General features: G+C 64.6%; 15 protein-coding genes and 2 pseudogenes. 4 read left to right on the forward strand and 13 right to left on the reverse strand.

Going from position 1 to position 23,184, the window contains the following annotated elements; all coding sequences use genetic code 11:
* Positions 1-37 precede the first annotated feature (37 nt).
* The 4 genes and pseudogenes from ACCQ13_RS08110 to acnA form a co-directional block, all read right to left on the reverse strand.
* Complete coding sequence (locus ACCQ13_RS08110) at positions 38-688, reverse strand: imm11 family protein (RefSeq protein WP_104604385.1); 651 nt, start codon at positions 686-688, stop codon at positions 38-40.
* A gap of 94 nt (positions 689-782) precedes the next feature.
* Positions 783-1,160: pseudogene (locus ACCQ13_RS08115) on the reverse strand (hypothetical protein); the annotation flags it as partial.
* A 153-nt stretch (positions 1,161-1,313) separates the two neighbouring features.
* Positions 1,314-2,996 carry a fatty acyl-CoA ligase RpfB gene (gene rpfB, locus ACCQ13_RS08120; RefSeq protein ID WP_104604436.1) on the reverse strand — a complete coding sequence of 561 codons (1,683 nt, stop codon included), beginning with the start codon at positions 2,994-2,996 and terminating at the stop codon, positions 1,314-1,316.
* Positions 2,997-3,363: 367 nt separating this feature from the next.
* The gene (gene acnA / locus ACCQ13_RS08125) at positions 3,364-6,132 is read right to left on the reverse strand and encodes an aconitate hydratase AcnA (RefSeq protein ID WP_159406969.1); all 2,769 of its coding nucleotides are present in this window, start codon (positions 6,130-6,132) and stop codon (positions 3,364-3,366) included.
* 148 nt (positions 6,133-6,280) lie between these two features.
* On the opposite strand from acnA, the gene ACCQ13_RS08130 reads away from it, so the two are divergent.
* The 4 genes from ACCQ13_RS08130 (at position 6,281) to ACCQ13_RS08145 (ending at position 10,595) form a co-directional block, all read left to right on the forward strand.
* Positions 6,281-6,538, forward strand: coding sequence for an AbrB/MazE/SpoVT family DNA-binding domain-containing protein (locus ACCQ13_RS08130; protein WP_104604389.1), 258 nt, complete (start codon positions 6,281-6,283; stop codon positions 6,536-6,538).
* Positions 6,535-6,942: a type II toxin-antitoxin system VapC family toxin gene (locus ACCQ13_RS08135; RefSeq protein WP_104604391.1), complete on the forward strand. Its 408-nt coding sequence runs from the start codon at positions 6,535-6,537 to the stop codon at positions 6,940-6,942. Before ACCQ13_RS08130 ends, ACCQ13_RS08135 begins: the two co-directional genes overlap by 4 nt.
* 51 nt (positions 6,943-6,993) lie before the next feature.
* A complete protein-coding gene (gene acnB, locus ACCQ13_RS08140) occupies positions 6,994-9,585 on the forward strand; it encodes a bifunctional aconitate hydratase 2/2-methylisocitrate dehydratase (protein ID WP_104604393.1) in 2,592 nt (863 codons plus the stop codon).
* Between the two features lie 194 nt (positions 9,586-9,779).
* The gene (locus ACCQ13_RS08145; RefSeq protein WP_159406970.1) at positions 9,780-10,595 is read left to right on the forward strand and encodes an alpha/beta fold hydrolase; all 816 of its coding nucleotides are present in this window, start codon (positions 9,780-9,782) and stop codon (positions 10,593-10,595) included.
* A gap of 43 nt (positions 10,596-10,638) precedes the next feature.
* Here ACCQ13_RS08145 and ACCQ13_RS08150 read toward each other — a convergent pair whose 3' ends face one another.
* The 9 genes and pseudogenes from ACCQ13_RS08150 to ACCQ13_RS08190 all read right to left on the reverse strand — a co-directional run bounded on the left by ACCQ13_RS08150 (position 10,639) and on the right by ACCQ13_RS08190 (position 23,100).
* Positions 10,639-12,966 carry a sensor domain-containing protein gene (locus ACCQ13_RS08150; RefSeq protein ID WP_223214426.1) on the reverse strand — a complete coding sequence of 776 codons (2,328 nt, stop codon included), beginning with the start codon at positions 12,964-12,966 and terminating at the stop codon, positions 10,639-10,641.
* Between the two features lie 5 nt (positions 12,967-12,971).
* The gene (locus tag ACCQ13_RS08155) at positions 12,972-14,048 is read right to left on the reverse strand and encodes a protein-glutamate methylesterase/protein-glutamine glutaminase (protein ID WP_104604397.1); all 1,077 of its coding nucleotides are present in this window, start codon (positions 14,046-14,048) and stop codon (positions 12,972-12,974) included.
* The gene (gene cheD, locus ACCQ13_RS08160; protein ID WP_104604399.1) at positions 14,045-14,641 is read right to left on the reverse strand and encodes a chemoreceptor glutamine deamidase CheD; all 597 of its coding nucleotides are present in this window, start codon (positions 14,639-14,641) and stop codon (positions 14,045-14,047) included. The genes ACCQ13_RS08155 and cheD overlap by 4 nt, the downstream gene beginning before the upstream one ends.
* Positions 14,638-15,504, reverse strand: a complete 867-nt coding sequence (locus ACCQ13_RS08165) for a CheR family methyltransferase (RefSeq protein WP_104604401.1) — start codon at positions 15,502-15,504, stop codon at positions 14,638-14,640. Before ACCQ13_RS08165 ends, cheD begins: the two co-directional genes overlap by 4 nt.
* Positions 15,505-15,716: 212 nt before the next feature.
* Positions 15,717-18,095 (reverse strand): methyl-accepting chemotaxis protein, encoded by a 2,379-nt coding sequence (locus ACCQ13_RS08170; RefSeq protein WP_167526869.1) that lies wholly within the window; start codon positions 18,093-18,095, stop codon positions 15,717-15,719.
* Between the two features lie 81 nt (positions 18,096-18,176).
* Positions 18,177-18,560, reverse strand: coding sequence for a hypothetical protein (locus ACCQ13_RS08175; RefSeq protein ID WP_159406972.1), 384 nt, complete (start codon positions 18,558-18,560; stop codon positions 18,177-18,179).
* Positions 18,561-18,848: 288 nt separating this feature from the next.
* Positions 18,849-19,331: a chemotaxis protein CheW gene (locus ACCQ13_RS08180; protein WP_104604407.1), complete on the reverse strand. Its 483-nt coding sequence runs from the start codon at positions 19,329-19,331 to the stop codon at positions 18,849-18,851.
* A 106-nt stretch (positions 19,332-19,437) separates the two neighbouring features.
* Positions 19,438-20,229, reverse strand: coding sequence for a flagellar brake protein (locus ACCQ13_RS08185; protein ID WP_167527001.1), 792 nt, complete (start codon positions 20,227-20,229; stop codon positions 19,438-19,440).
* A gap of 201 nt (positions 20,230-20,430) precedes the next feature.
* Positions 20,431-23,100: pseudogene (locus tag ACCQ13_RS08190) on the reverse strand (methyl-accepting chemotaxis protein).
* Positions 23,101-23,184: the final 84 nt, after the last annotated feature.

A 23,184-nucleotide genomic window follows, 5' to 3' on the forward strand; every position in this document is an offset into this window, starting at 1 on the left:
TTTACATTGACTCCAGTCGCTCGAAGGGAAGCTCGGATCAGTAGTCTGCAGCGTCTATGAGCCAAACGCCGCGCGTCCGAGGCGACTTGCCAAACCCCTGCGCGATCAAGATATCGCGCAGGACGCGATCACAGAAAGCTACGGATGTGTAAGGTGTTCGAAAAATATGCGCATCCTCGATGGCGTCTGCTTTGAAAGCCAGCTGTCCGCCACCCGTAAGGCTGTAGTGCTTGCCGTGTTGATAGCCAGTTAATATCTTGACCTTGGATGCCCCTTCATCAATTGCCTCAATGATCCGCACGACTTCGCATAGGTAGTGCGGCGCTGCGGGCGAGCCATCTTCCAATCTGAAATCGCATGGCGCGAAAGCAAATCCCTCGGGATCTATCGATTGGAGCAGCTGCTTCAGTGGCTCTGAAACCAGCCAATACCCTTTTAAGCCGCTTTCAAGATCGTTTGGCATATCGCCGATGCGACTGTCGTAGCGCAGGCGCGGTGTTTCCTGCAATGCGGCCAGTCCCGCATCTTCTCCCGGTAGACTGTCAGCAATGGGGAACGGCACACTGTCTTCGTTCTCCAATTTCACACCGGGACCGCGACCGCTGCGCATATCTGGCCTGAGGATGTAGAACTCGCCTTTTCTGGGCGCATTCGGATGTATTGCTTGCGCTTGATTTGACTGGTTCATGGGTGTTCTCCGATCAACCCTGCATATAACCGAAATGCGATATCCGCTTTCATCAAGCGGGCGCCGCCAGCATACGCGATTTGTATGTTCTAACACCGCGCTGCAGATGGGCGATCGGACTGTCGGCGCCATAGTGGCCGCCTGGTTCGTGCTGCAGCTGCATGGCGCCATCGACTGCGAGCCCCTCCGCTTCGCGCGTGCGCTTCGTCGCCAGTTCGATCGCTTCGCGCCAGTGCGGCTGCAGCTGCGTGCCTACGATGCTGTAGCGGTACAGCGTTTGCGCGTGCTGTTGCTCCTGCGCCGACGGCGGCGATTGCCGGATGGCGGCGATCAGCTGCGCCTGCTCGGCCAGCGCCGGTTGCAGCAGTGCGCGCGTGGTCTCCAGTTCCAGCAACCGGTTGCCATCGGGCGGTGCGCCATGGCGGGTCCGCTGGCCTTGGCTGTCGCGATACTGGCGCTGGCCTTTTTCTGCATCCGCGACCACGCCGGTCTGCACCATGCCCATCGATTGCCTATCTGTGGGATTGCCTGAAGCCGGGCGAAAAACGCAAACGCCCGCAATGCGTCGAAGGCATTGCGGGCGTTGGTGAAGGCGGCAGGCCTTCGTTCTGCGGTGGTGTGGGCGTTACGCCTTGGGCGCGTCGCGCAGTTCGCGGCGCAGGATCTTGCCGACATTGGTCTTGGGCAGTTCTTTGCGAAACTCGACCACTCGCGGTTGCTTATAGCCGGTCAGGTTGGAACGGCAGTGCGCCTTGACGTCTTCGGCGGTCAGGGCCGGATCCTTCTTGACGATCACCACCTTGACGATCTCGCCGGACTTTTCATCCGGGACGCCGACGGCGGCCACTTCCAGGACGCCGGGCAGGGTGGCGACCACGTCCTCGATCTCGTTCGGGTACACGTTGAAGCCGGACACCAGGATCATGTCCTTCTTGCGATCGACGATGTAGACGAAGCCTTGCTCGTCCATGCGTGCGATGTCGCCGGTGTGCAGCCAGCCCTCGGCATCCATCACCTTGGCGGTCTCCTCGGGCTTCTTCCAGTAGCCCTTCATCACTTGCGGGCCCTTGAGGCACAACTCGCCGATCTCGCCGATCGGCAAGGTGTTGCCGGCGTCGTCCTTGATGCAGGCATCGGTGGAAGGAATCGGCAGGCCGATCGAGCCGTTGTAGTCCTTCAGGTCCATCGGGTTGATGCACGCGGCCGGAGAGGTCTCGGTCAGGCCGTAGGCCTCGACCAGGGTCTGACCGGTGACGTTCTTCCAGCGCTCGGCCACCGAACGCTGCACGGCCATGCCGCCGCCGAGGGTCATCTTGAGCGAGGAGAAGTCGATCTGGTCGAAGCCGGGTGTGTTGAGCAGGCCGTTGAACAGCGTATTGACACCGGTAAATGCGGTGAAGCGGGTCTTCTTCAGCTCCTTGACGAAGCCAGGCATGTCGCGCGGGTTGCTGATGAGGTGATTACAGCCGCCGACCTTCATGAAGACCAGGCCGTTGGCCGTCAGTGCGAAGATGTGATACAGCGGCAGCGCGGTGATGACCACCTCGTTGCCTTCTTCCATCTTGCCCGTGCCGGCGATCCACTGGTGCGCCTGCTGCATGTTGGCGACCAGGTTGCGGTGGGTCAGCATCGCGCCCTTGGCCACGCCGGTGGTGCCGCCGGTGTACTGCAGGAAGGCGATGTCGTCCGATTCCACCTGCACCGCAGGGACGTTGTGCTTGCTCCCGAGCGCGAGCGCCTCGCGGAAGCGGATGGCACCGTCGAGGCGGTAATCAGGCACCAGCTTCTTGATGTATTTGACGACGAAGTTGACCAGCGCGCCCTTGGGGAAACCAAGCATGTCGCCCAGCCCGGTGGTGATGACCTGCTTGACCGGCGTGTCGGCGATGACCTGCTGGACGGTGGTGCCGAAATTGTCGATGACCACCAGCACGCTGGCGCCGGAGTCGACCAACTGGTGCTTCAACTCGCGCGGGGTGTAGAGCGGATTGACGTTCACCACCGTCAGGCCGGCACGCAGGATGCCGAAGGTGGCGATCGGGTACTGCAGGCAGTTGGGCATCATCAGCGCGACGCGGTCGCCCTTCTTCAGCTGCAATTGGCCGAGCAGATAGCCAGCGAACTGGTCGACCAGGCGATCCACCTCGCGATAGGTGATGGTCTTGCCGAAGCTGTGATAGGCGGGACGATCGGCGAAGCGTTTGGCCGAGGTGGCGAACACCTCGGCGATGGTACGGAACTGCTCCAGATCGATCTCGGCGGCCACGCGGGCCGGATAGCTTTGCAACCAAGGACGTGCCTGATTCATCTGCCCCCCTCCAGGGTAATCGGTGCGCGACGCGGTGTTGTCCACGGCACTGCAGCTGTCGGCAGCATACCGTCATGAATGGAAAAGGCGAAGCGTGATGCACCGCAATATTCGGTAGCGGCCGGCAGCGGCGGGTGATGGCATCGCTGTGGATGCTGCTGCCTGTCGCCGGTAGGCCCGAGTTGTACGGGAGCGGCGCCTGCGGCAGACGATGGCGCCGATGCAGGCGGCGATCGAGGTTCATCGCGCGGCGCGCTGGTGGGGCAGGGCGCCGGCCGTCCGAACAGGGACAGGCCGGCCTGCCGGCCCCAGAAACGACATTCCCGCCACGCGGCGGGAATGTCGGCAGTGGTGCCGTACGGGGCGGTCAGGCGGCCTTGCGTGCAGCCAGTTGACGCAGCACGTATTGCAGCAGACCACCGTGCTTGAAGTACTCCACTTCCTTGGGTGTCAGCAGCAATACCTTGACCTGGAACTGCTTGACGCTGCCGTCGGACTTCTTCGCATCGACGTTGGCACGGCGGCTGGCGCCGTCCTGCAGGCCGGTGATGTCGAGCACTTCCGATCCATCCAGGCCAAGGCTTTGCGCGTTCTCGTTGTCCAAAAACTGCAGCGGCAGCACGCCCATGCCGACCAGGTTGGAGCGGTGGATGCGCTCGAAGCTCTCGGCGATCACCGCCTTGACCCCAAGCAGGTTGGTGCCCTTGGCTGCCCAGTCGCGCGAGGAGCCGGTGGCGTATTCCTTGCCGGCCAGCACCACCAGCGGCACGCCATCGGCCTTGTATTTCACCGCCGCATCGTAGATGGCGAGTTTTTCCGGCTGGCCGCCATTAGCCGGGTAGTACAGCGTGTTGCCGCCCTCTTCACCGCCGAACATCAGGTTCTTGATGCGGATGTTGGCGAAGGTGCCGCGCACCATCACATCGTCATTGCCGCGGCGGCTGCCGTAGCTGTTGAAGTCTGCCGGCTGCACGCCGCGTTCCTGCAGGAAACGGCCCGCCGGCGAGTCCTTTTTGATGTTGCCGGCCGGGGAGATGTGGTCGGTGGTGATCGAATCGCCGAACAGGCCCATGATGCGCGCACCGTGCACGTCGTCCACGTTTCCCACCTGCATGGTCATGCCGTCGAAGTAGGGCGGGTTTTTGATATAGGTGGAGGCGGCGTCCCATTCGTACAGCGCGCCATCCGGCGAGGCGATCGTGTTCCAGCGCGTGTCGCCCTTGAACACGTCGGCGTAGTTCTGCTTGAACATCTCCGGGCCGACGGTGGCGGCGATGGTGTCGCCGATTTCCTTGTTGCTCGGCCAGATGTCGCGCAGGTAGACCGGCTGGCCGTCGCTGCCGGTGCCCAGTGGCTCGGTGGTCAGGTCGATGTCGGTGGTGCCGGCGATCGCGTACGCCACCACCAGTGGCGGCGAGGCCAGGTAGTTCATCTTGACTTCGGGATGCACGCGGCCTTCGAAGTTGCGGTTGCCCGACAACACCGAGGTCACCACCAGATCATCCTTGGCAATCGCCGCAGACACGTCTTCCGGTAGCGGGCCGGAGTTGCCGATGCAGGTGGTGCAGCCGTAGCCGACTACATAGAAACCGAGTTTTTCCAGATCGGCGAGTACGCCGGCCTTGCTCAGATAGTCGGTGACTACGCGCGAGCCGGGCCCGAGCGAGGTCTTCACCCATGGCTGCGCCTTCAGGCCCCTGGCCGCCGCGTTACGCGCAAGCAGGCCGGCGCCGAGCATGACTGCCGGATTGGAGGTATTGGTGCACGAGGTGATGGCGGCGATGACCACCGAGCCGTCGCGCAGCTGCCAGCCGGCACCGCTGTCGGTGGCGTGCTCGGCGTGTGCGGCCTTGGCACCAACGGCGGTGCCGCCACCGCCTTCGTTTTTCAGCCGGTCTTCCTGCTTGAGATCGGTCAGCTTCTTGCTGCGTGCGTCGGCAAAGGGCTTGAGGCTTTCGCGATAGTTGCGCTGCATGTCTTCCAGCAGCACGCGGTCCTGCGGGCGCTTGGGGCCGGCCAGCGAGGGCTTGACCTCACCCATGTCCAGTTCCAGCGTGGCGCTGTACTGGGCGGGCGGGGTGTTGGCGTCGTGCCACAGGCCTTGCGCCTTGGCATAGGCTTCCACCAGCGCGATCTGCTCCTCGCTGCGGCCGGACAGGCGCAGGTAGGTCAACGATTCTTCGTCGACCGGGAAGATGCCGCAGGTGGCGCCGTATTCCGGTGCCATGTTGCCGATGGTGGCACGGTCTGCCAGCGGCAGGTGTTGCAGGCCCTCGCCATGGAACTCGACGAACTTGCCCACCACGCCGGCCTTGCGCAGCATCTGGGTGACGGTGAGCACCAGGTCGGTGGCGGTGGCGCCTTCGGGCAGCTTGCCGCTGAGCTTGAAGCCCACCACCTGCGGAATCAGCATCGAGGAGGGCTGGCCCAGCATCGCGGCCTCGGCCTCGATACCGCCCACGCCCCAGCCCAGCACGCCGATGCCATTAATCATGGTGGTATGGCTGTCGGTACCGAACACGGTATCGGGATAGGCAACCAGGGTGCCGTCCTTGTCGGCGCTCATCACCACGCGCGCCAGGTTTTCCAGGTTGACCTGGTGGACGATGCCGGTATTGGGCGGCACCACCTTGAAGTTTTCGAATGCCTTCTGGCCCCAGCGCAGGAAGCCGTAGCGTTCCTGGTTGCGCTGGAATTCGATCTTGCCGTTGAGGTCGAGCGCGTCGGGCTTGCCGAACACGTCCACCTGCACCGAGTGGTCGATGACCAGTTCGGAAGGAATCTGCGGGTTGATCTGGTCGGCCTTGCCGCCCAGCTTGACCACCGCATCGCGCATCGCGGCCAGGTCCACCACGCAGGGCACGCCGGTGAAGTCCTGCAGCACCACGCGCGCGGGCATGAAGGCGATTTCGATCTCCGGCTCGGCCTTGGGGTCCCACTTGGCGACCGCCTCGATATGGTTCTTGCCGACGGTCACGCCGCCGTCTTCGTGCCGGAGCAGGTTCTCCAGCAAGATCTTCATCGAGTAGGGCAGGTGGGCGATATCGAAGCGCTCGCCCAGTTTGGGCAGGCTGTAATAGTCGTAGCGCTTGCCGTGGACCTCAAACGAGGTGCGGGTGGAAAAGGAATCGCTCATGCATCACTCCTATGGCGTCGAAGGCTTTAGGTAGGGGTTAATTCTGAGTCATTCAGTGTGTACGTACGGTTTGTGTGCCCGTTCTGCGGGCTTGAGTATGGCAACCAAAGTATGTATAGTTCGTGCATACTTTATCCACGGAGCGCCCATGGAAGCCACCGTTGCCGAGCGCGGCCAGATCACGCTGCCCAAGGCGGTACGCGATGCCCTTGGGCTGACCAAGGGCACTACGCTCAAGGTCGAGCTGGAAGGGGGGCGCATCATCCTGCGCAAGAGTGTGGACGATGCGATTTCACGCGCACGCGGCCGCTTCAAGCTGGATGGCTTCGATAGCACCGACGATGCGATGCGTGCCATTCGCGGGCGTGCGCCGGGCGATCCGTTCGATCCTGAAGCCGGCGCATGATTGCCATCGATTCCTCGGTGCTGGTGGACCTGCTGGCCGACAGTGCGCAGGCAGACGCTGCCGAAGCCTGTTTGCGCCAGTGCCTGAGTACCGGGCCGGTCGTGGTGTGCGACGTCGTGCTGGCCGAAGTGTGCAGCGCGCTGCGCGACGGCGCCGAGGCGCTGTCGGTGCTGGAAGACATGAGCATCCGCTTCAATGCGCTGGAGGCCAAGTCGGCCCTGCGCGCCGGCGAGATGCAGCGTCGCTTCCGTGCGCGCGGCGGCAAGCGCGAGCGGGTGGTGGCCGATTTCCTGATCGGCGCCCACGCGATGCTGCAATGCGATGGCCTGATTACCCACGACGAGAAATTTTTCCGCGACTACTTCAAGGGCTTGAAGATCATCGTGCCCAAGCCCACCCCCTGATCCACGTTTCGCGTTTCTACACCTTACCGCTGTCTTTTTTGGAGAACCCGCATGTTGGAAGCCTATCGCCACCACGTTGCAGAGCGCGCCGCGCTCGGTATCCCGCCGCTGCCGCTGACCGCGCAGCAGACCGCTGAGGTCATCGAACTGTTGAAGGCGCCGCCGGCCGGCGAAGACGCCTTTCTGGTCGAGCTGCTGAGCCAGCGCGTGCCGGCCGGCGTGGACGATGCCGCCAAGGTCAAGGCATCGTACCTGGCCGCCGTGGCTTTCGGCACCGAAAAGACTGCGCTCATCAGCCCCACGCGTGCCACCGAGCTGCTCGGCACCATGCTGGGTGGCTACAACATCCAGCCGCTGATCGACCTGCTGGACAACGCCGAGCTGGGCACCACCGCCGCCGAAGCGCTCAAGCACACCTTGCTGGTGTTCGATGCGTTCCACGACGTGCAGGAAAAGGCGCAAGCCGGCAACGCGCACGCCAAGGCCGTGCTGCAGAGCTGGGCCGATGCCGAGTGGTTCACCAGCAAGCCGGAAGTGCCGCAGAGCATGACCGTCACCGTGTTCAAGGTGCCGGGCGAAACCAACACCGACGACCTGTCGCCGGCGCCGGATGCCACCACCCGGCCGGACATCCCGCTGCATGCGCTGGCGATGCTCAAGAACGCCCGCGAAGGCGCAGCGTTCGTGCCGGAAGAAGACGGCAAGCGCGGCCCGATCCAGGCCATTGCCGACCTCAAGGACAAGGGCCACCTGGTCGCCTACGTGGGCGATGTGGTCGGTACCGGTTCTTCGCGCAAGTCGGCCACCAACTCGGTGCTGTGGTGGACCGGCGAAGACATTCCGTTCATTCCGAACAAGCGCTTCGGCGGTGTGTGCCTGGGTAGCAAGATCGCGCCGATCTTCTACAACACCATGGAAGACGCCGGCGCATTGCCGATCGAGCTGGACGTGTCGCAGATGGAGCACGGCGACGTGGTCGAACTGCGTCCGTACGACGGCAAGGCGTTGAAGAACGGGCAGGTAATTGCCGAGTTCGCGATGAAGTCGGACGTGCTGTTCGACGAAGTGCGCGCCGGTGGCCGCATTCCGCTGATCGTGGGCCGTGGCCTCACCGCCAAGGCGCGCGAATTCCTCGGCCTGCCGGCGTCGGACCTGTTCCGTCTGCCGATGGACCCGCCGGACACCGGCAAGGGCTTCTCGCTGGCGCAGAAGATGGTCGGCCGCGCCTGTGGCTTGCCGGAAGGCCAGGGCATGCGTCCGGGCACCTATTGCGAGCCGAAGATGACTTCGGTGGGCTCGCAGGACACCACCGGCCCGATGACCCGCGACGAGCTGAAGGATCTGGCTTGCCTGGGCTTCTCGGCCGACCTGGTGATGCAGTCGTTCTGCCACACCGCCGCCTATCCGAAGCCGGTGGACGTCAAGACCCATCACACCCTGCCGGAGTTCATCTCCACCCGTGGCGGCGTGTCGCTGCGTCCGGGCGATGGCGTGATCCACAGCTGGCTCAACCGCATGCTGCTGCCCGACACCGTCGGCACCGGCGGTGATTCGCATACGCGTTTCCCGATCGGCATTTCGTTCCCGGCCGGCTCCGGCCTGGTAGCCTTCGCCGCCGCCACTGGTGTGATGCCGCTGGACATGCCCGAGAGCGTGCTGGTGCGCTTCAAGGGCGAAATGCAGCCGGGCGTGACCTTGCGTGACCTGGTCAACGCGATCCCGCTGTACGCGATCAAGGACGGTCTGTTGACGGTGGCCAAGCAGGGCAAGAAGAACATCTTCTCCGGCCGCATCCTGGAAATCGAAGGCTTGCCGAACCTGAAGGTGGAGCAGGCGTTCGAATTGTCCGATGCCTCGGCCGAGCGTTCGGCGGCCGGTTGCACCGTGCACCTGGACAAGGCACCGATCATCGAATACCTGACCAGCAACATCACCCTGCTGCGCTGGATGATTGCCGAAGGCTACGCCGATGCACGCACCCTGGGCCGCCGCATCAAGAAGATGGAAGAGTGGCTGGCCGACCCGCAGCTGCTGCAGCCCGATGCGGACGCCGAATACGCGGCGGTCATCGAGATCGACCTGGCCGACATCCACGAGCCGATCGTGGCGTGCCCGAACGACCCGGACGACGTCAAGACGCTGTCCGACGTGGCCGGTGCGGCGATCGACGAAGTGTTCATCGGTTCGTGCATGACCAACATCGGCCACTTCCGTGCCGCCGCCAAGTTGCTGGAAGGCAAGCGCGATATTCCGACCCGGTTGTGGGTGGCACCGCCGACCAAGATGGACGCTTCCGAGCTGACCAAGGAAGGCCATTACGGCACCTTCGGCGCGGCCGGTGCGCGCATGGAAATGCCTGGCTGCTCGCTGTGCATGGGCAACCAGGCGCAGGCACGCGAGGGCGCCACGGTGTTCTCCACCTCCACGCGTAACTTCCCCAACCGCCTGGGCCGCAACACCAATGTGTACCTGGGTTCGGCCGAGCTGGCGGCGATCTGCTCGCGTCTGGGCCGGATCCCGACCAAGGCGGAGTACATGGCCGACGTGGGTGTCATCAAGACCAGTGGCGAGCAGATCTATCGCTACATGAACTTCGACCAGATCCAGGAATACCAGGACGTGGCCGAGACGGTCGCTGCCTGAGTCGGCGAGCGATTGACGTGTAGAACGCAATGCCCGGCACTGCCGGGCATTGCGCTTTTTGAGCGATGGCCTGGCGTTGGCTTCACGATGCCGGGCGATAAGGCAACTGCCAGCTGACTGGTCTGGTGCATTGCAACAAAAATCTGATGTCGCGGTGGCTAGTGTCCGGCCTTCCCCCACGTGCCCTCGATGCCATGCCAACCTGCACGATCGCTGGTCAACCATTGCACTACACACAGTACGGCCAAGGTTTTCCAGTGTTGCTCGGCCACAGCTATCTTTGGGATGCGGACATGTGGGAGCCGCAGATCCAGGCCCTGTCGCCGCACTATCAGGTCATCGTTCCGGAGTTGTGGGGTCACGGGCAATCGGGGGGCTTGCCGGACCGCACCCAGGGAATCGACGATCTTGCACGGCAGATGCTTGGGTTGCTGGATGCGTTGGAGCTGCCGCAGTGCGCGGTGGTCGGCGTGTCGGTCGGTGGCATGTGGGGTGCGGAGCTGGCGTTGCTGGCACCGGCGCGGGTCCGCAGCCTGGTGTTGATGGAAACCTTCCTGGGTGCCGAGTCGCAGACAAGACGTTTACGTTGCTTCGGCCTGCTCGATGCGATCGAGGCGGCAGGGCAGGTGACGCCTGCACTGATCGAGGCGATCGTGCGGATCTTTTTCCGTCCGGGAACCGACCCGGGGTCTGCGCTGCCGGCGGCGTTTGCGCAGCGCCTGGCGAGGTTGTCGGTCGAGCAGCTGCGTGCGTCGATCGTGCCGCTGGGGCGGCTGATCTTCGGGCGTGCCGATCGGCTCGATGCAGTGTCTGCGCTGGATCCGGCGCGCACCTTCCTGCTCGGCGGCGCTGGCAACGTGGCACACCCGCCAGAAGAGGTGTGGAAGATGGCCGAGGCGATCTGCTGCGATTACGAACTGGTGCCCGATGCCGGGTACCTCGCCTCGCTGGAGAACCCGGCGTTCGTCAATGCGCAGTTGCTGGGGTGGTTCAAGCGCACCTTGCAGTGATGCTTGCTTGCGTGCGGGATGACCGCTCGCAACCCCTCTCCCGCTAAGGCTGTGTGCCCAGCCAGGCTTCCAGCGCGGGTGCAGGCAGCGGGCGCGAGAAGAGATAGCCCTGCAGCACCTCGCAGCCCAGATCGGCAAGAAACAGACGCTGGGCCTCGTTTTCCACGCCCTCGGCGACCACGTGCTTGCGCAGGTGTTCGCCGATGCGCAATACCGAGGTGGTCAGCGCACGCGCATCCTCGCTGTGTTCGATGTCGCGCACGAAACTCATGTCCAGCTTGAGTTCGTCGATCGGCAGGCGGTGCAGATGGCTGAGGCTGGAGTAGCCGGTGCCGAAGTCGTCCAGCGACAACGTGATGCCGGCTTCGCGGATGGCATGCAGGTTTTCCAGGACACCGGGCTGGCCGGAGAGCATCACGCTTTCGGTCAACTCCAGGGTCAGGTCGGACGGTTGCACGCTCAGCTCGGCGATCAGCTGCAGCAGGTCCGGCAGCATGCGCGGACTCTCGAAGCCGCTGGCGGACAGGTTGACCGACACCCGGGCTACCGCAATGCCGCGCCTGCGCCAGTCGGCGATCTGTTCGCAGGCGCGGCGCAACACCCAGGCATTGAGCTGCGGCATCATGCCTTGCTCTTCGGCCACCGGCAGGAAACGCGCCGGCGACACCGCGCCCAGCTGGGGATGATTCCAGCGCAGCAACGCTTCCACGCCGTAGAGCGTGTGCGGCGTGGCGCTGTGCATCTGCGGTTGGTAGTGCAGCTGCAGCTGGTCGCGGTCGATGGCCTGGCGCAGTTCCGCCTCCAGTGCCACCCGCTCCTGCGCCATGCGATTCATGTCCGAACTGAAGAAACGGAAGCGTCCGCCGCCTTCCTTCTTGGCGCGGTTCATTGCCAGGTCCGCGTGGCGCAACAGGATGGTGATCTCGCGTCCATCCTCGGGAAACATCGCCACCCCGATGCTGGCCGAGGGATGCACGGTCAGGTGGCCGACCGTCAGCGGGCCGGCGATGGTGCTCAGCAGGCGCTCGGCGGCGGCACTGGCCTGCTCGGCGCCGCATTGCGGCAGGGCCAGGGCGAACTCGTCGCCGGCCATGCGCGCCAGCATGACGGTGGCCGGCAGCTGCTCGGCGATCCGCAATGCGATGTCACGCAGCAGGCCATCGCCGGCGGCATGGCCCTGGCTGTCGTTGATCAGCTTGAAGCGGTCGATGTTGACGAACATCAATGCCGCCGGCTCGCCGGCATATTCGGCCTGGGTCAGCGCCTGCTCGGCGCGGGCGCTGAACATGATGCGGTTGGGCAGGCCGGTGAGCGCATCGTAGAAGGCCAATTGATGCACGCGCTGCCGGATCTGCTCGCGTTCCAGTGCCAGCGTGCACAGCTGCTGGCACAGTTCGGTCAGCCGCACATGCCAGGCATCAGCGCGCTGCGGCTTGCGGTAGTACAGCGCAACGGTGCCCAGCACGCGCGCACTGTTGGAGCGGATCGGCGTGCTCCAGCAGGCGCGCAGGCCCATCGGCAAAAGCAGCTCGCGGTAGGCGGCGAACAGCGGATCGCTGGCAATGTCTTCCACCATCACCGCGCGACCGCGCCAGGCTGCGGTGCCGCAGGCGCCGGCACCGGGGCCGATCTTCAGGCCGTTCACCGCGTCGGCATACTCCGGCGGCAGGCTGGGTGCGGCCAGCGAATGCAGGTAGCCCTGATTGTCCGCACTCATCACCGTGGCCATCACCTCCGGCGCGATGCGTTCGACCTCGGTGCAGATCAGCGTCATCACTTCGATCAGCGGGCGCTCCTGCACCAGCGCTTCCAGCACGCGATGCTGCAGCACCTCGTGCATCTTGGTGTCGGTGATGTCGGTCAGCACTGCGACGTAGTGTGACGGATTGTGCTTGGCGTCGTAGATCGGGTTGAAGTTGAGCGAGATCCACAGCGGCGTGCCGTCCTTGCGATAGACCAATAGGTCGGCGCGGGTCTGTTGCAGGGCATCGGCACGGTCGCGGATTCGCGCCACCTCGTTCTGGTCGCTTTGCGCGCGGGTCAGCACGTCGGAGGGCCGTTGCCCCACCAGTTCGGCCTCGCTATAGCCGAACATGCGCTGGAAGCCGTCGTTGGCATACAGCAGCCGCGATTGCAGATCGCAAATGAGGATGGCGCTGCTGCTGCCGTCCAGGGCTTCAGACAACAGGCGCGCGCGGCGGTCGCGCGGGCGTTCGCCACGCATCACCATGCCGGCGGTGAGTGGGCCGGGCGTATTCGTGAGACTGCCGGCAGCGCGTATGGGAATGCCCGCACCGGCGACACCCGCGGCGGCACCGGCAGTGCCGTGTACCTCCGCTGGCGCGTTCGAATGCGGGGGACGCTCAGCCATGGACGTCAGCGTGCCTGGGCCGACAACGCGATCAGGCGCTCGGCCACGCGATCCAGCGGCACCACTTCCTGCGCGGCGCCGAGCTTGTAGGCAGCACCGGGCATGCCCCAGACCACGCTGCTGGCTTCGTCCTGCACCAGCGTGGGTGCACCGGCCTGCAGCATTTCCAGCAGGCCGCGGGCACCGTCGTCGCCCATGCCGGTGAGGATGGCGCCGACCGCATTCGGCCCGGCGTTGGCGGCCACCGAACGGAACAGCACGTCCACCGCCGGCTTGTGGCGGTTGACCGGCGGGCCGTCGTCGATGCGGCAGCGCCAGCGCGCACCGTCGCGGATGATGCGCAGATGTTGGCCGCCTGGCGGCAGGTAGGCATGGCCGGGCAGGATGGCTTCGCCATCGCTGGCTTCGCGCACCGACATGGCCGAATGCCGGTTGAGGCGCTCGGCGAATGCGGTGCTGAAACTGGCTGGGAGATGCTGGGTCATCACCACCGCCGGTGCGTCGGCAGGCATGTGTTCAAGCACCACGCGCAGCGCTTCGGTGCCACCGGCGGAGGCGCCGATGGCGATCAGGCGGTCGGTAGTGCGAAAGCGCAGCGCGCTGCCCGCTACCGGGGCCGCGTAGGTGTCCAGGGTGAGCTTGGGCGGGGTGGGGCGGTTGAGCGCGCTGACCTTGGCCTTGGCGGCCATCTTGACCTTGCTGACGATCTCCTCGGCGTAGCCTTCCAGCCCGCGCGCAACGTCGATCTTGGGCTTGGACACGAAATCCACCGCGCCCAGCGACAAGGCCTGCAAGGTGGTATCGGCGCCGCGTTCGGTCAGCGACGAGATCATCACCACCGGCGTGGGGCGCAGGCGCATCAGGTTTTCCAGAAACACCAGGCCGTCCATGCGCGGCATCTCCACGTCCAGCGTGATGACGTCCGGATTGAGGCGCTTGATTTTCTCGCGCGCCAGCAGCGGGTCGGCCGCCGAACCGACCACTTCGATGCCGGCATCGCGCGAGAGGATTTCGGTGAGCATCTGGCGCACGACCGCCGAATCGTCGACGATCAACACACGTACGGGAGTTTCCAGCGTCATTCGAACAGCTCCACTCCACCGGTGACCGGGGCTTTGGATAGACGGGCGCGCACGGCCGATTCGGCGGCGGCGACTTCGGCTTCGTGTGCATGCGGCAGACGCTGCACGACCACCCGGCCGGTCGTCGGGAAGAACCACACCTTGCGCGGATGGATGCCGCACAGATCTTCGGCAATGATGGGAATGTATTCGGCTTGCAGATACTGGCGCACGAACTCGGCATTGCGGGTGCCGACCGGATTGCTGGTAAAACCCTTGAGCACGTTGGCGCCACCGAAGACCTTGGCTTCGATGCGTTTGCGATGCGCGCCGCGCTTGAGCATGTCGTTGATGAGCAACTCCATTGCATAACTGCCGTAGCGCGCGGGTGCGCCGTCGCCGACCTGGCCCTCCGGCAACAGGAAATGGTTCATGCCGCCGATCTTGAGCACCGGGTCGCGCAGGCAGGCGGCAACGCACGATCCCAAGGTGGTCGTCAACGCGGTGTCGTCGTCCACGACCAGGTATTGGGTGGGCAACAGCTTGGCGGTGATGGTCTGGAAGCGCGAATCGCGGTAGCGCATCACGTCGTCGACTTGCACGGCCGTACTCATGCGGACGCCCCTGCGCGCTGGGTGCGCCGATACAGCGTGCGGCCGCACGGCTGGATCAGGTCGGCCGCGTGCAGGTAGTTCTCCGAATGCCCGGTGTAGAGCAGGCCGTCGTCGCCCATATGCGTGACCAGGCGCGACAGGATGCCGCGCTGGGTGGGCTTGTCGAAATAGATCATCACGTTGCGGCAGAACAGCGCCGCGTAAGGGCCGCCGACGTCGTAGCGCGAAGACAGCAGGTTCAACTGCCGATACTCGATCAACTGCTGCAGCGCCGGGATTACCCGGCACTTGCCCTCGTTGGGGCCGCTGCCGCGCTGGAAGTACTTGCGCTTGATCGCTGCATCCAGCGAGGCGACACGGTCGATGGCATAGACCCCGCGCGAGGCGGTTTCCAGTACCTGGGTGTCCACGTCGGTGGCGATAATGCTCACCGGCGGGGTCAGCGTGCCGAAGGCTTCGCAGGCAGTGATGGCGATGGAGTAGGGCTCCTCGCCGGTGGAGGCGGCGCAGGACCAGATCTTCAGCGGCGCTTGCGCCGTGCGCTTTTGCAGTTCTTCGCGCAACTTGTCGAAGTGGTGCGGCTCGCGGAAGAACGAGGTCAGGTTGGTCGTCAGTGCGTTGGTGAACGCCTGCCATTCTTCTTCGTCGTTGCCGGCTTCCAGTTGGTCCAGGTACTCGCGGAACGAGCGCAGGCCAAGTACGCGCAGACGACGCGACAGGCGGCCGTACACCATGTCGCGCTTGGCCGGCGCCAGGGCGATGCCGACACGTTGATAGATGAGGTCGCAGACGCGCTTGAAGTCGCGGTCGCCGAAATCGAATTCGCGTGTGTCAGAAGCGGGAGTGGTAGTCGTCATATCCATACGCGTTGTTAGCTAGTACTGGATATCGGCCATGGGGCCGTGCAACTGAAGCGCCAATCGGTGGGTCGATGGCGGTGGGGCCGTGCGGGTACGTGGAGGCCGCCGTGCGGCGGCTTGCCCGGGTTGCACGTCCACAGCAGAGGGCGTGGATGGCAATCGGCACAAACACAAACGCCCCGGCAGGCCGGGGCGTTGTGGGTGACGGCAGTGACTCAGAACTCTTGCCAGTTTCCGTCGGCCAGCGCGGCCGATGACTTGGCAGACCGCGGCGGCGCTGTCGCTGTGCGGACCGCCGGCCTGGCCGCGGTCTTGACCGCCACCGGACGTGAGGCCACCGGACGCAGGCGTGCCTGCGTGGCGGCAGCGGCCGACTCATCCAGCTTGAACACCGAGACCGCTTCGGCCAGGTGACCGGCCTGTTCTTCCATCGAACGGGCGGCGGCGGTGGCTTCTTCCACCAGCGCGGCATTCTGCTGGGTGGTTTCGTCCATCTGGGTGATGGTCTGGTTGACCTGCTCGATGCCGGCAGATTGTTCCTGCGAGGCGGCGGAGATCTCGCCCATGATGTCGGTCACGCGCTGCACGCTGGCGACGATGTCGGCCATGGTGGCACCGGCCTTGCGCACCAGCGCCGAGCCTTCGGCGACCTTGTGCACGGAGTCGTCGATCAGGCCCTTGATCTCCTTGGCGGCACCGGCCGAGCGCTGTGCCAACGTGCGCACTTCCGAGGCCACCACGGCGAACCCGCGGCCCTGCTCACCAGCACGCGCCGCTTCCACGGCGGCATTCAAGGCCAGGATATTGGTCTGGAAGGCAATGCCGTCGATGACCGAGATGATGTCGGCGATCTTCTTGGACGAGGCTTCGATGCCGGACATGGTGTTGACCACCTGCGACACCACCTCGCCACCTTGCGAGGCGACGCCGGTGGCGCCGATGGCCAGCTGGTTGGCCTGGCGGGCGCTTTCGGCGTTCTGCTTGACGGTGGAGGTGAGTTCCTCCATCGAGGCAGCGGTTTCCTCCAGGTTGGCGGCCTGCTGCTCGGTACGATGCGATAGATCGGTATTGCCGGCGGCGATCTCGCCAGCGGCCGCATTGATCGCGGTGGAGGAGGTCTTGATGCGCCCGACGATGTCGGCCAACTGTTCGGCCGTGGCATTGGCATCGTCGCGCATCTGTGCGAACACACCGCTGAATTGTCCGTGCATGCGCACGGTCAGATCGCCACGCGACAGTGCCGACAACAGGGCCGAGATCTGCTCGATGCTGGCGGCGTTGGCATCCAGCAGGCCGTTGAGCTGCTGGGCCAGCTGCAGGAAGAAGCCCTGCTTGCCGTCGGTGTCCACGCGGCCACTCATGTCGCCGTTGGCAGCGGCACGCACGATGCGGGCGACTTCTTCTTCGACCTGCACTTCGATGGTGCGGTCGCGCCATTCGCACACTTCGCCAGCGATTTCACCCTGGTCGTTCTTGATGCCGGTGACGGTCTGTGCCAGCACCACTTCGCCGAAGCGCTCTTCGAAGCTGGTGACACCATCGCGTTCCAGTGCGGCAATGGCCTTGCGCACGGTGGCATCGGAAAGACCCAGGTAGCTGACGTGCTGGTCGATGACCTTGCTGGCGTCGAACTCCGGCGATGCCAGGCGGATGCTGCTTTCGTACTGCGCCACGATCTTCATGAAGGCATCGTTGGCGTAGATGATGACACGGTCCGGATTGGTGATAAAGGTGCCGGTGGACGACTTGTCCAGCGCGGTGCGGATGCGCAGGTTCTGGTCGGCGATGATGTGGTCGCGTTCGATACGCTCCTTGAGATCGCGTTGCATGCGCTGCATGGAGCGCATCAGTTCGCCCACTTCATCCTGGCCTTGCACGTGGATCTGGCCATCCAGCTTGCCGCCGGCGATTTCGGTGGCCGTGCTGACCGCGCCACGCATACTCTTGACAATGGAACGGGCGAACAGGAATGCCAGGCCGAGGCCGCCGGCGATGCCGATCAGCAGCACCATCACGGTCAGCGACACGGACGTGGCATGCACCTTCTCGGCCTTGGTCTTGGCCGCCTGCGCCAGCAGGTTGTCTTCGGTAATCAGCGCAGCCAGCGAATCCTGTGCCTTGTTGTGCAGGGTGCGGGTTTCGCCGACGAAGGTGTCAACAGCATCGTCCGGGAGATTGAGCTCGACCATTTCATTGACGCTGGCATAGGAGGCGTAGGCCTTCTTCCAGTCCGCCACGAACGTATTGAACAACTTCTTCTGCTGCGGGGTCTCGATCAAGCGGGGGTAGCCCTTGATCGTCGCGTCGATCTCGCTGCCGAGCTTCTTCGACCGCTGCCTGGCCTCCTGCTTGACCGCATCGCTTGCACGCACCAGGTTTTGATAGGCCGCATTGCGGTATTCGCCGAGCATGCCGCGCAGGTCGCCGGCTTCGCGCACGCTGGACATGGTGTTGCCGGCCAGGTCGCTGGTGACGTTGTTGAGCGACGCCAGGCCCGAGTAGGCGATGATGCCTTGTACCAGCATCATCAGCAGCACGATGCCGAACGCCAGCATCAGCCGCGGCATCAGTTTCAGGTTATTGATCCATTGCATTGACACGATTCCCCGTAGAAGTCAGTCCGCATCATCCAGACAGCACATCGCCACGCATGGGCGTGGCGATGTGCGATGGAATCACTTGATGGTGGCGAGCTTCAGGCCGGCCGGAGAGCTGACTTCGATTTCGGCGCGCGAGCTGTCGCGCTGGATCTTGCCCAGAACGCAGACGTCCTTGCCTTCGAGGGATTCCGGGGCGAAGCTGAACTTGCTGCGGTTAGCGCCGTCGATGCGGGCCGAGAAGGTGTGGCGCGGGAACATGCCACCCATATAGAGGAAGGTGGGCTCACCTTCCGAGCTCTGCGCGTACTTGGCCTTTTCGACCTTGCCGCAGACCATGCCGTCCTTGCCAACGAAGCGGGTTGCCATTTCCGGCGGAATCATTTCCTGCGATTGAGCCGACAGCGAGGGAGCAACAACGACCAGTGCAGCGACGGGGAGCAGCGACAGCAGGAACTTCATAGGGGTTCTCCAGAATCGAAAGTCGAACGGTGACCCGTTTATGCACACGGGCTTCCATTCAGCTATCGGCGAGCTGGACTTCAACTTGAACCCGATTAGAGTGATCTATATCTCACTTCCGCACATGTGTACGCTACCTGTCGGGAGTGTCCTGACACCTGATGGTCGCAAACGGCCGCTGCCATGGATGCAGCGGCTGCCAAGCCGTCGCGAAGCGGAGACGTGCCTCGCTGCGGTTGCGACCATCGTCTGGCGACGGCCACCCTGCAATTCGCGCACAGGGTTGAATCAGGCGGCTTCTTCGGTCAGTTGCTGGCCCAGCTCGGTGCTGTCGAGCAGGGTCTCGATGTCCAGCAGGATCAGCATGCGATCGTCCTGGGTGCCGATGCCGGAGATGAAGCGGGTATCGACCGATGCACCGAACTCGGGGGTGGGGCGGATCTGGTCATCGTTGAGCGGGATCACGTCCGAGACGCTGTCCACCACGATGCCGACGACGCGGTCTTCCACGTTGAGCACGATCATCACGGTGAAGGCATCGTAGCGGGCTTCCTTCATGCGCAGCTTCAGGCGCAGGTCGATCACCGGCACGATGGTGCCGCGCAGGTTGATGACACCCTTGATGTAGTCGGGGGCGTCGGGCAGGCGGGTGACCGAATTGTAGCCGCGGATCTCCTGCACCTTCAGGATGTCCACGCCGTAGTGCTCTTCGCCCAGGGCGAAGCTGAGGAATTCACCACCGGTGCCGGTGGTCGTGCTTTTGTCGTTCATGGAAACTCCGGGCGTTGCGGCTGAGTGACATAAAGGGGGTTGCCCTAGCAACATCGGCGCGCCGTCCGGCAACTTTAGGCAGGCGCCACCGGCGCTGCAGGTAGATTCAGAACACACCGCTCTTGCGTGCATTGCGCTGGCGGTCGACGCGGAAGATGTAGCGCTGGATGGTTTCGTCGGCACCGCGCGGCAGGTCGCTGAACTGCATGCCGATGCGGAAGCCCTCGCTGCCATTGGGCAGGGTCTGCTTGTGCTGGCTGCAGACGGTGAGCGGCAAGACGATCGGCGCGGCGCCTGGCAGTTGCAGCGTGCAGTCGCGGTAGGTGCGCTGCGGCTCCAGCAAGGGCATCCCGGCCGTGAGCGAAACCGCCAGCCCGCCGCTGCTGATGTCGGTCACGCGCAGCTGGAGGCTCAGGTCGCCGCCTTGCGCTTGCTCCTGGCGGATGGTGCAGACGGGGGAATCGGTAATCGGCGTTTCCAGCCGGTACGATTCGCGCCGTTGCATGTGGTAGAGCGCATCGGGCAGGTTGGCGCGGAAGGCGACGTGGCTGTCGCGCTCGATGCGTTGCGCCTTCTCCAGCCGGAAGCGGACGTTGACCCGTTCCAGCTGCGCGTAGCACAGCAGGTACTTGGCGTCTTCGATGGCGCGGTTGGAGGTGTCGTTGTGGCTGCCGTCCAGGATCAGGCAGTCGTCGTCCTCGTCCACCTCAAGCACGGCGGTGGGCACGGCCATGTCGCGACCGGCCACGTGCATGGTGACCACGGCGCGTTGGTCCCGCAGTTGGCGCAGCAGGCCACGGATCTGCCGCCGGTTGCGCAGCAGATAGCGCTCGTCACCTTCGGGTAGATGATCGGCGTCGTGGTCCTGCTGTGACTGTGAGGAATCGCCTTGGGACATGGGCACGCGCACGGTTGGAAACGGGAGGGCGCCGCTGGACTGGCGCTGGCATCGCCATGATATCGGCGGCGGCCGCGAATCTTGAAGGCCAACGCCCACGCCGGCAAGGCCGGCGGTCGCTGCACCCGGTGACGCCGCACTGCACGCGATTGCTGCCAGTGTCGCCGCGCGCGCAGTCTATGCAGGCGCGGCATCGTCGCCTCAGTGGTAGGCGTGGCGCGCGTTGGCCAGCAGCGTGCTCAGGCGGTCTTCCTGCTCGAGGCGGAACACCGCTACCGCATCCACCAGCTGCGTGGCCTGATCCTCCATGGCACGGGCGGCGGCGGTGGCTTCTTCCACCAGCGCCGCGTTCTGCTGGGTGGTCTCGTCCATCTGGGTGACGGTCTGGTTGACCTGGGTGATGCCGGCGGCCTGCTCGCGCGAGGCGCTGGTGATCTCGCCCATGATGTCGGTGACGCGCTGCACCGAGCCGACCACCTGCTGCATGGTATTGCCGGCCTCCGCTGCCAGTGCTGCACCGTTGCCGATGCGGGTCACGGAATCTTCGATCAGGTGCTTGATCTCCTTGGCCGCGCCGGCCGAACGCTGCGCCAGCGTACGCACCTCGGAAGCGACCACGGCAAACCCGCGGCCCTGTTCGCCGGCACGCGCTGCTTCCACTGCTGCGTTCAAGGCCAGGATGTTGGTCTGGAACGCAATGCCGTCGATGACCGCGATGATGTCGGCGATCTTCTTGGACGAGGTGTCGATGTCGGCCATGGTGGCGACCACGCGGCCAACCACGTCGCCGCCCCTGGCGGCCACGCCGGCCGCATCCAGCACCAGGCGGTTGGCCTGGTCGGCATTGTCGGCGTTCTGCTTGACGGTGGCGGTGAGTTCCTCCATTGAGGCGGCGGTTTCCTCCAGCGCGGCGGCCTGCTGTTCGGTACGACGCGACAGGTCGCCATTGCCGGTGGCGATCTCGGTGGCGGCTGAATTGATGGCCAGCGAGGAGTCCTTGATCCGGCGCACGATGCCGGCCAACTGGTCGGCAGTGGCGTTGGCGTCGTCGCGGATATCGGCAAAGACGCCTTGCAGGTCGCCTTCCATGCGCGCGGTGAGATCGCCCTGCGACAGCGACGACAGCAACGCAGACACCCGCGACAAACCGTCGGCATTGTTGTCCAGCAATACATTGAGCTGCTAGGCGAGCAGCAACAGGAAGCCCTGCTTGTCCTGCACGCCAATCCGTTCGCTCAAGTTGCCGGCGGCCGCTGCGCGCACCACGCTCGCGACCTCTTCTTCCACCTGTACCTCCTGGGTGCGGTCGCTCCATTCCACGACATAGCCCATGCGTTCGCCGGTGGCATCGAGGACCGGGCTGACGATTTCCAGCATGATGCGGCCGCCGACCTCGATCTGCGCGGTATGCGAGCTCTTGAGCTGCTCCAGCAGCTGCGCCTGGTCAGTGTTTTGATGAAACTGGTCGATGCGCAGCTCGCTCAACGCGTCGGCGTCGAAGTGCGGCAGGTGGGCTCGCAGCGCGCCTTGCATCTGCGTGAGCTTGCGCTGCAATGGCCGATTGACGTAGATGATGCGGCGGTCGGCATCGGCGATCATCACATTGGTGCTGACGTCGTCCAGCGCAGTGCGCACGCGCAGCGCTTCACTGGCAATCAGGTGATCGCGCTCCAGGCGCGCGCGCAGGTCGTCGCGCATGGTGCGCGCGTTGAGCAGCAGACGGCCGAGTTCGTCGTGCCGATCGATTTCGATCGGGTTGTCCAGGCGCCCGGCCGCGACGTCGCCCAACACGCGCTCCACCGCCAACAAGGGGCGGGTAACCATCTTGCGTGCGGCAATAAAGACCACCGCGATGCACAGTGCCAGCACCACCAACGAGAACAGCAACATGCTGCCCATCAGCGCGTCCAGCGGGCCATCGATGGCGCTGCGCGGCTGCGTGCCGATCACTGCCCACTGCCACGGCGCATAGCGGTGGGCAGTGACTTCGAAGGCCTGGCTGCTGCCCTTGGCATCGCGCAACGGCAGGTTGGCGCTGGGTTGCTTGCCATCCAGCACTGCTTGCAGCGCGGGCTGCTGCTCGGCGGCGACCAGCGCCGACAGGTTGTCCGGCGTGCCGGGCGGGGCGGCGATGACCTGGCCATGGTGGTCGCCAGGTGCCATGTCGACGATGATGAAGTAACCGTCCTGGCCCAGCTTGGTCTGGCTGACCTGGGCCTTGAGCGCTGCCAGGCCCTGGGTGTAGTTGCGACCGACGAACAGCGCGCCGATCACGTCGCCGGCCGCATTGCGCAGCGGCGCGTAATGGGTCATGTACTGTTCGCCGAACAGTTGCGCCTGGCCGGTGAAGGGCTTGCCCTCGGACAGCGCGGCATAGGCCTTGCCCTTGCGGTCGAGCAGGGTGCCGATCACGCGCTCGTTCTGTTTGTTGCGCAACGAGGTGGTGATGCGCACGAAGTCGTCGCCGGTGCGCGCGAAGATGGTCGCAACGCCGCCGGTGGCCTGTGCGAAGCGGTCCACCGCGTCGAAATTGAGATTCAGTGCCTGGGTGCCGGCCCGCAACGCAGGGGTGTCTTGCGCGCCGATGGTGACGGTGCTGGCCGGGTCCAGTTCGCGGGCGCCGCGCGGGAGCATGTCGTCGAACACGTTGCCCAGGCGCTGGGTGCCCTCGGTCAGGGTCACGTCGTACATCGCCACCGATTGCTGCATCAGCCGGGTGCTGGAGCGCAGCTCGGCCTTGACCTGCGATTCGATGTCGCGCGCCGATTGCCGATAGATGGTCAGGGCCAGTAGCCCCAGCGAGATGGCGATGACTAGGGTCAGCAGTGCGGACAGCCGTGTGCCAATAGACAGCCGGTTGAAGAAATCCATGCGAAATCGACCTTGCCCCGGGAAGGGCGTTACAAATGCATGAATGCGTTATCGGCCGTCTAGGCGCGAAATTGATCATTTATG

Source organism: Xanthomonas sp. NCPPB 1638 (assembly GCF_041475635.2).
Taxonomy (GTDB): Bacteria; Pseudomonadota; Gammaproteobacteria; order Xanthomonadales; family Xanthomonadaceae; genus Xanthomonas; species Xanthomonas cucurbitae.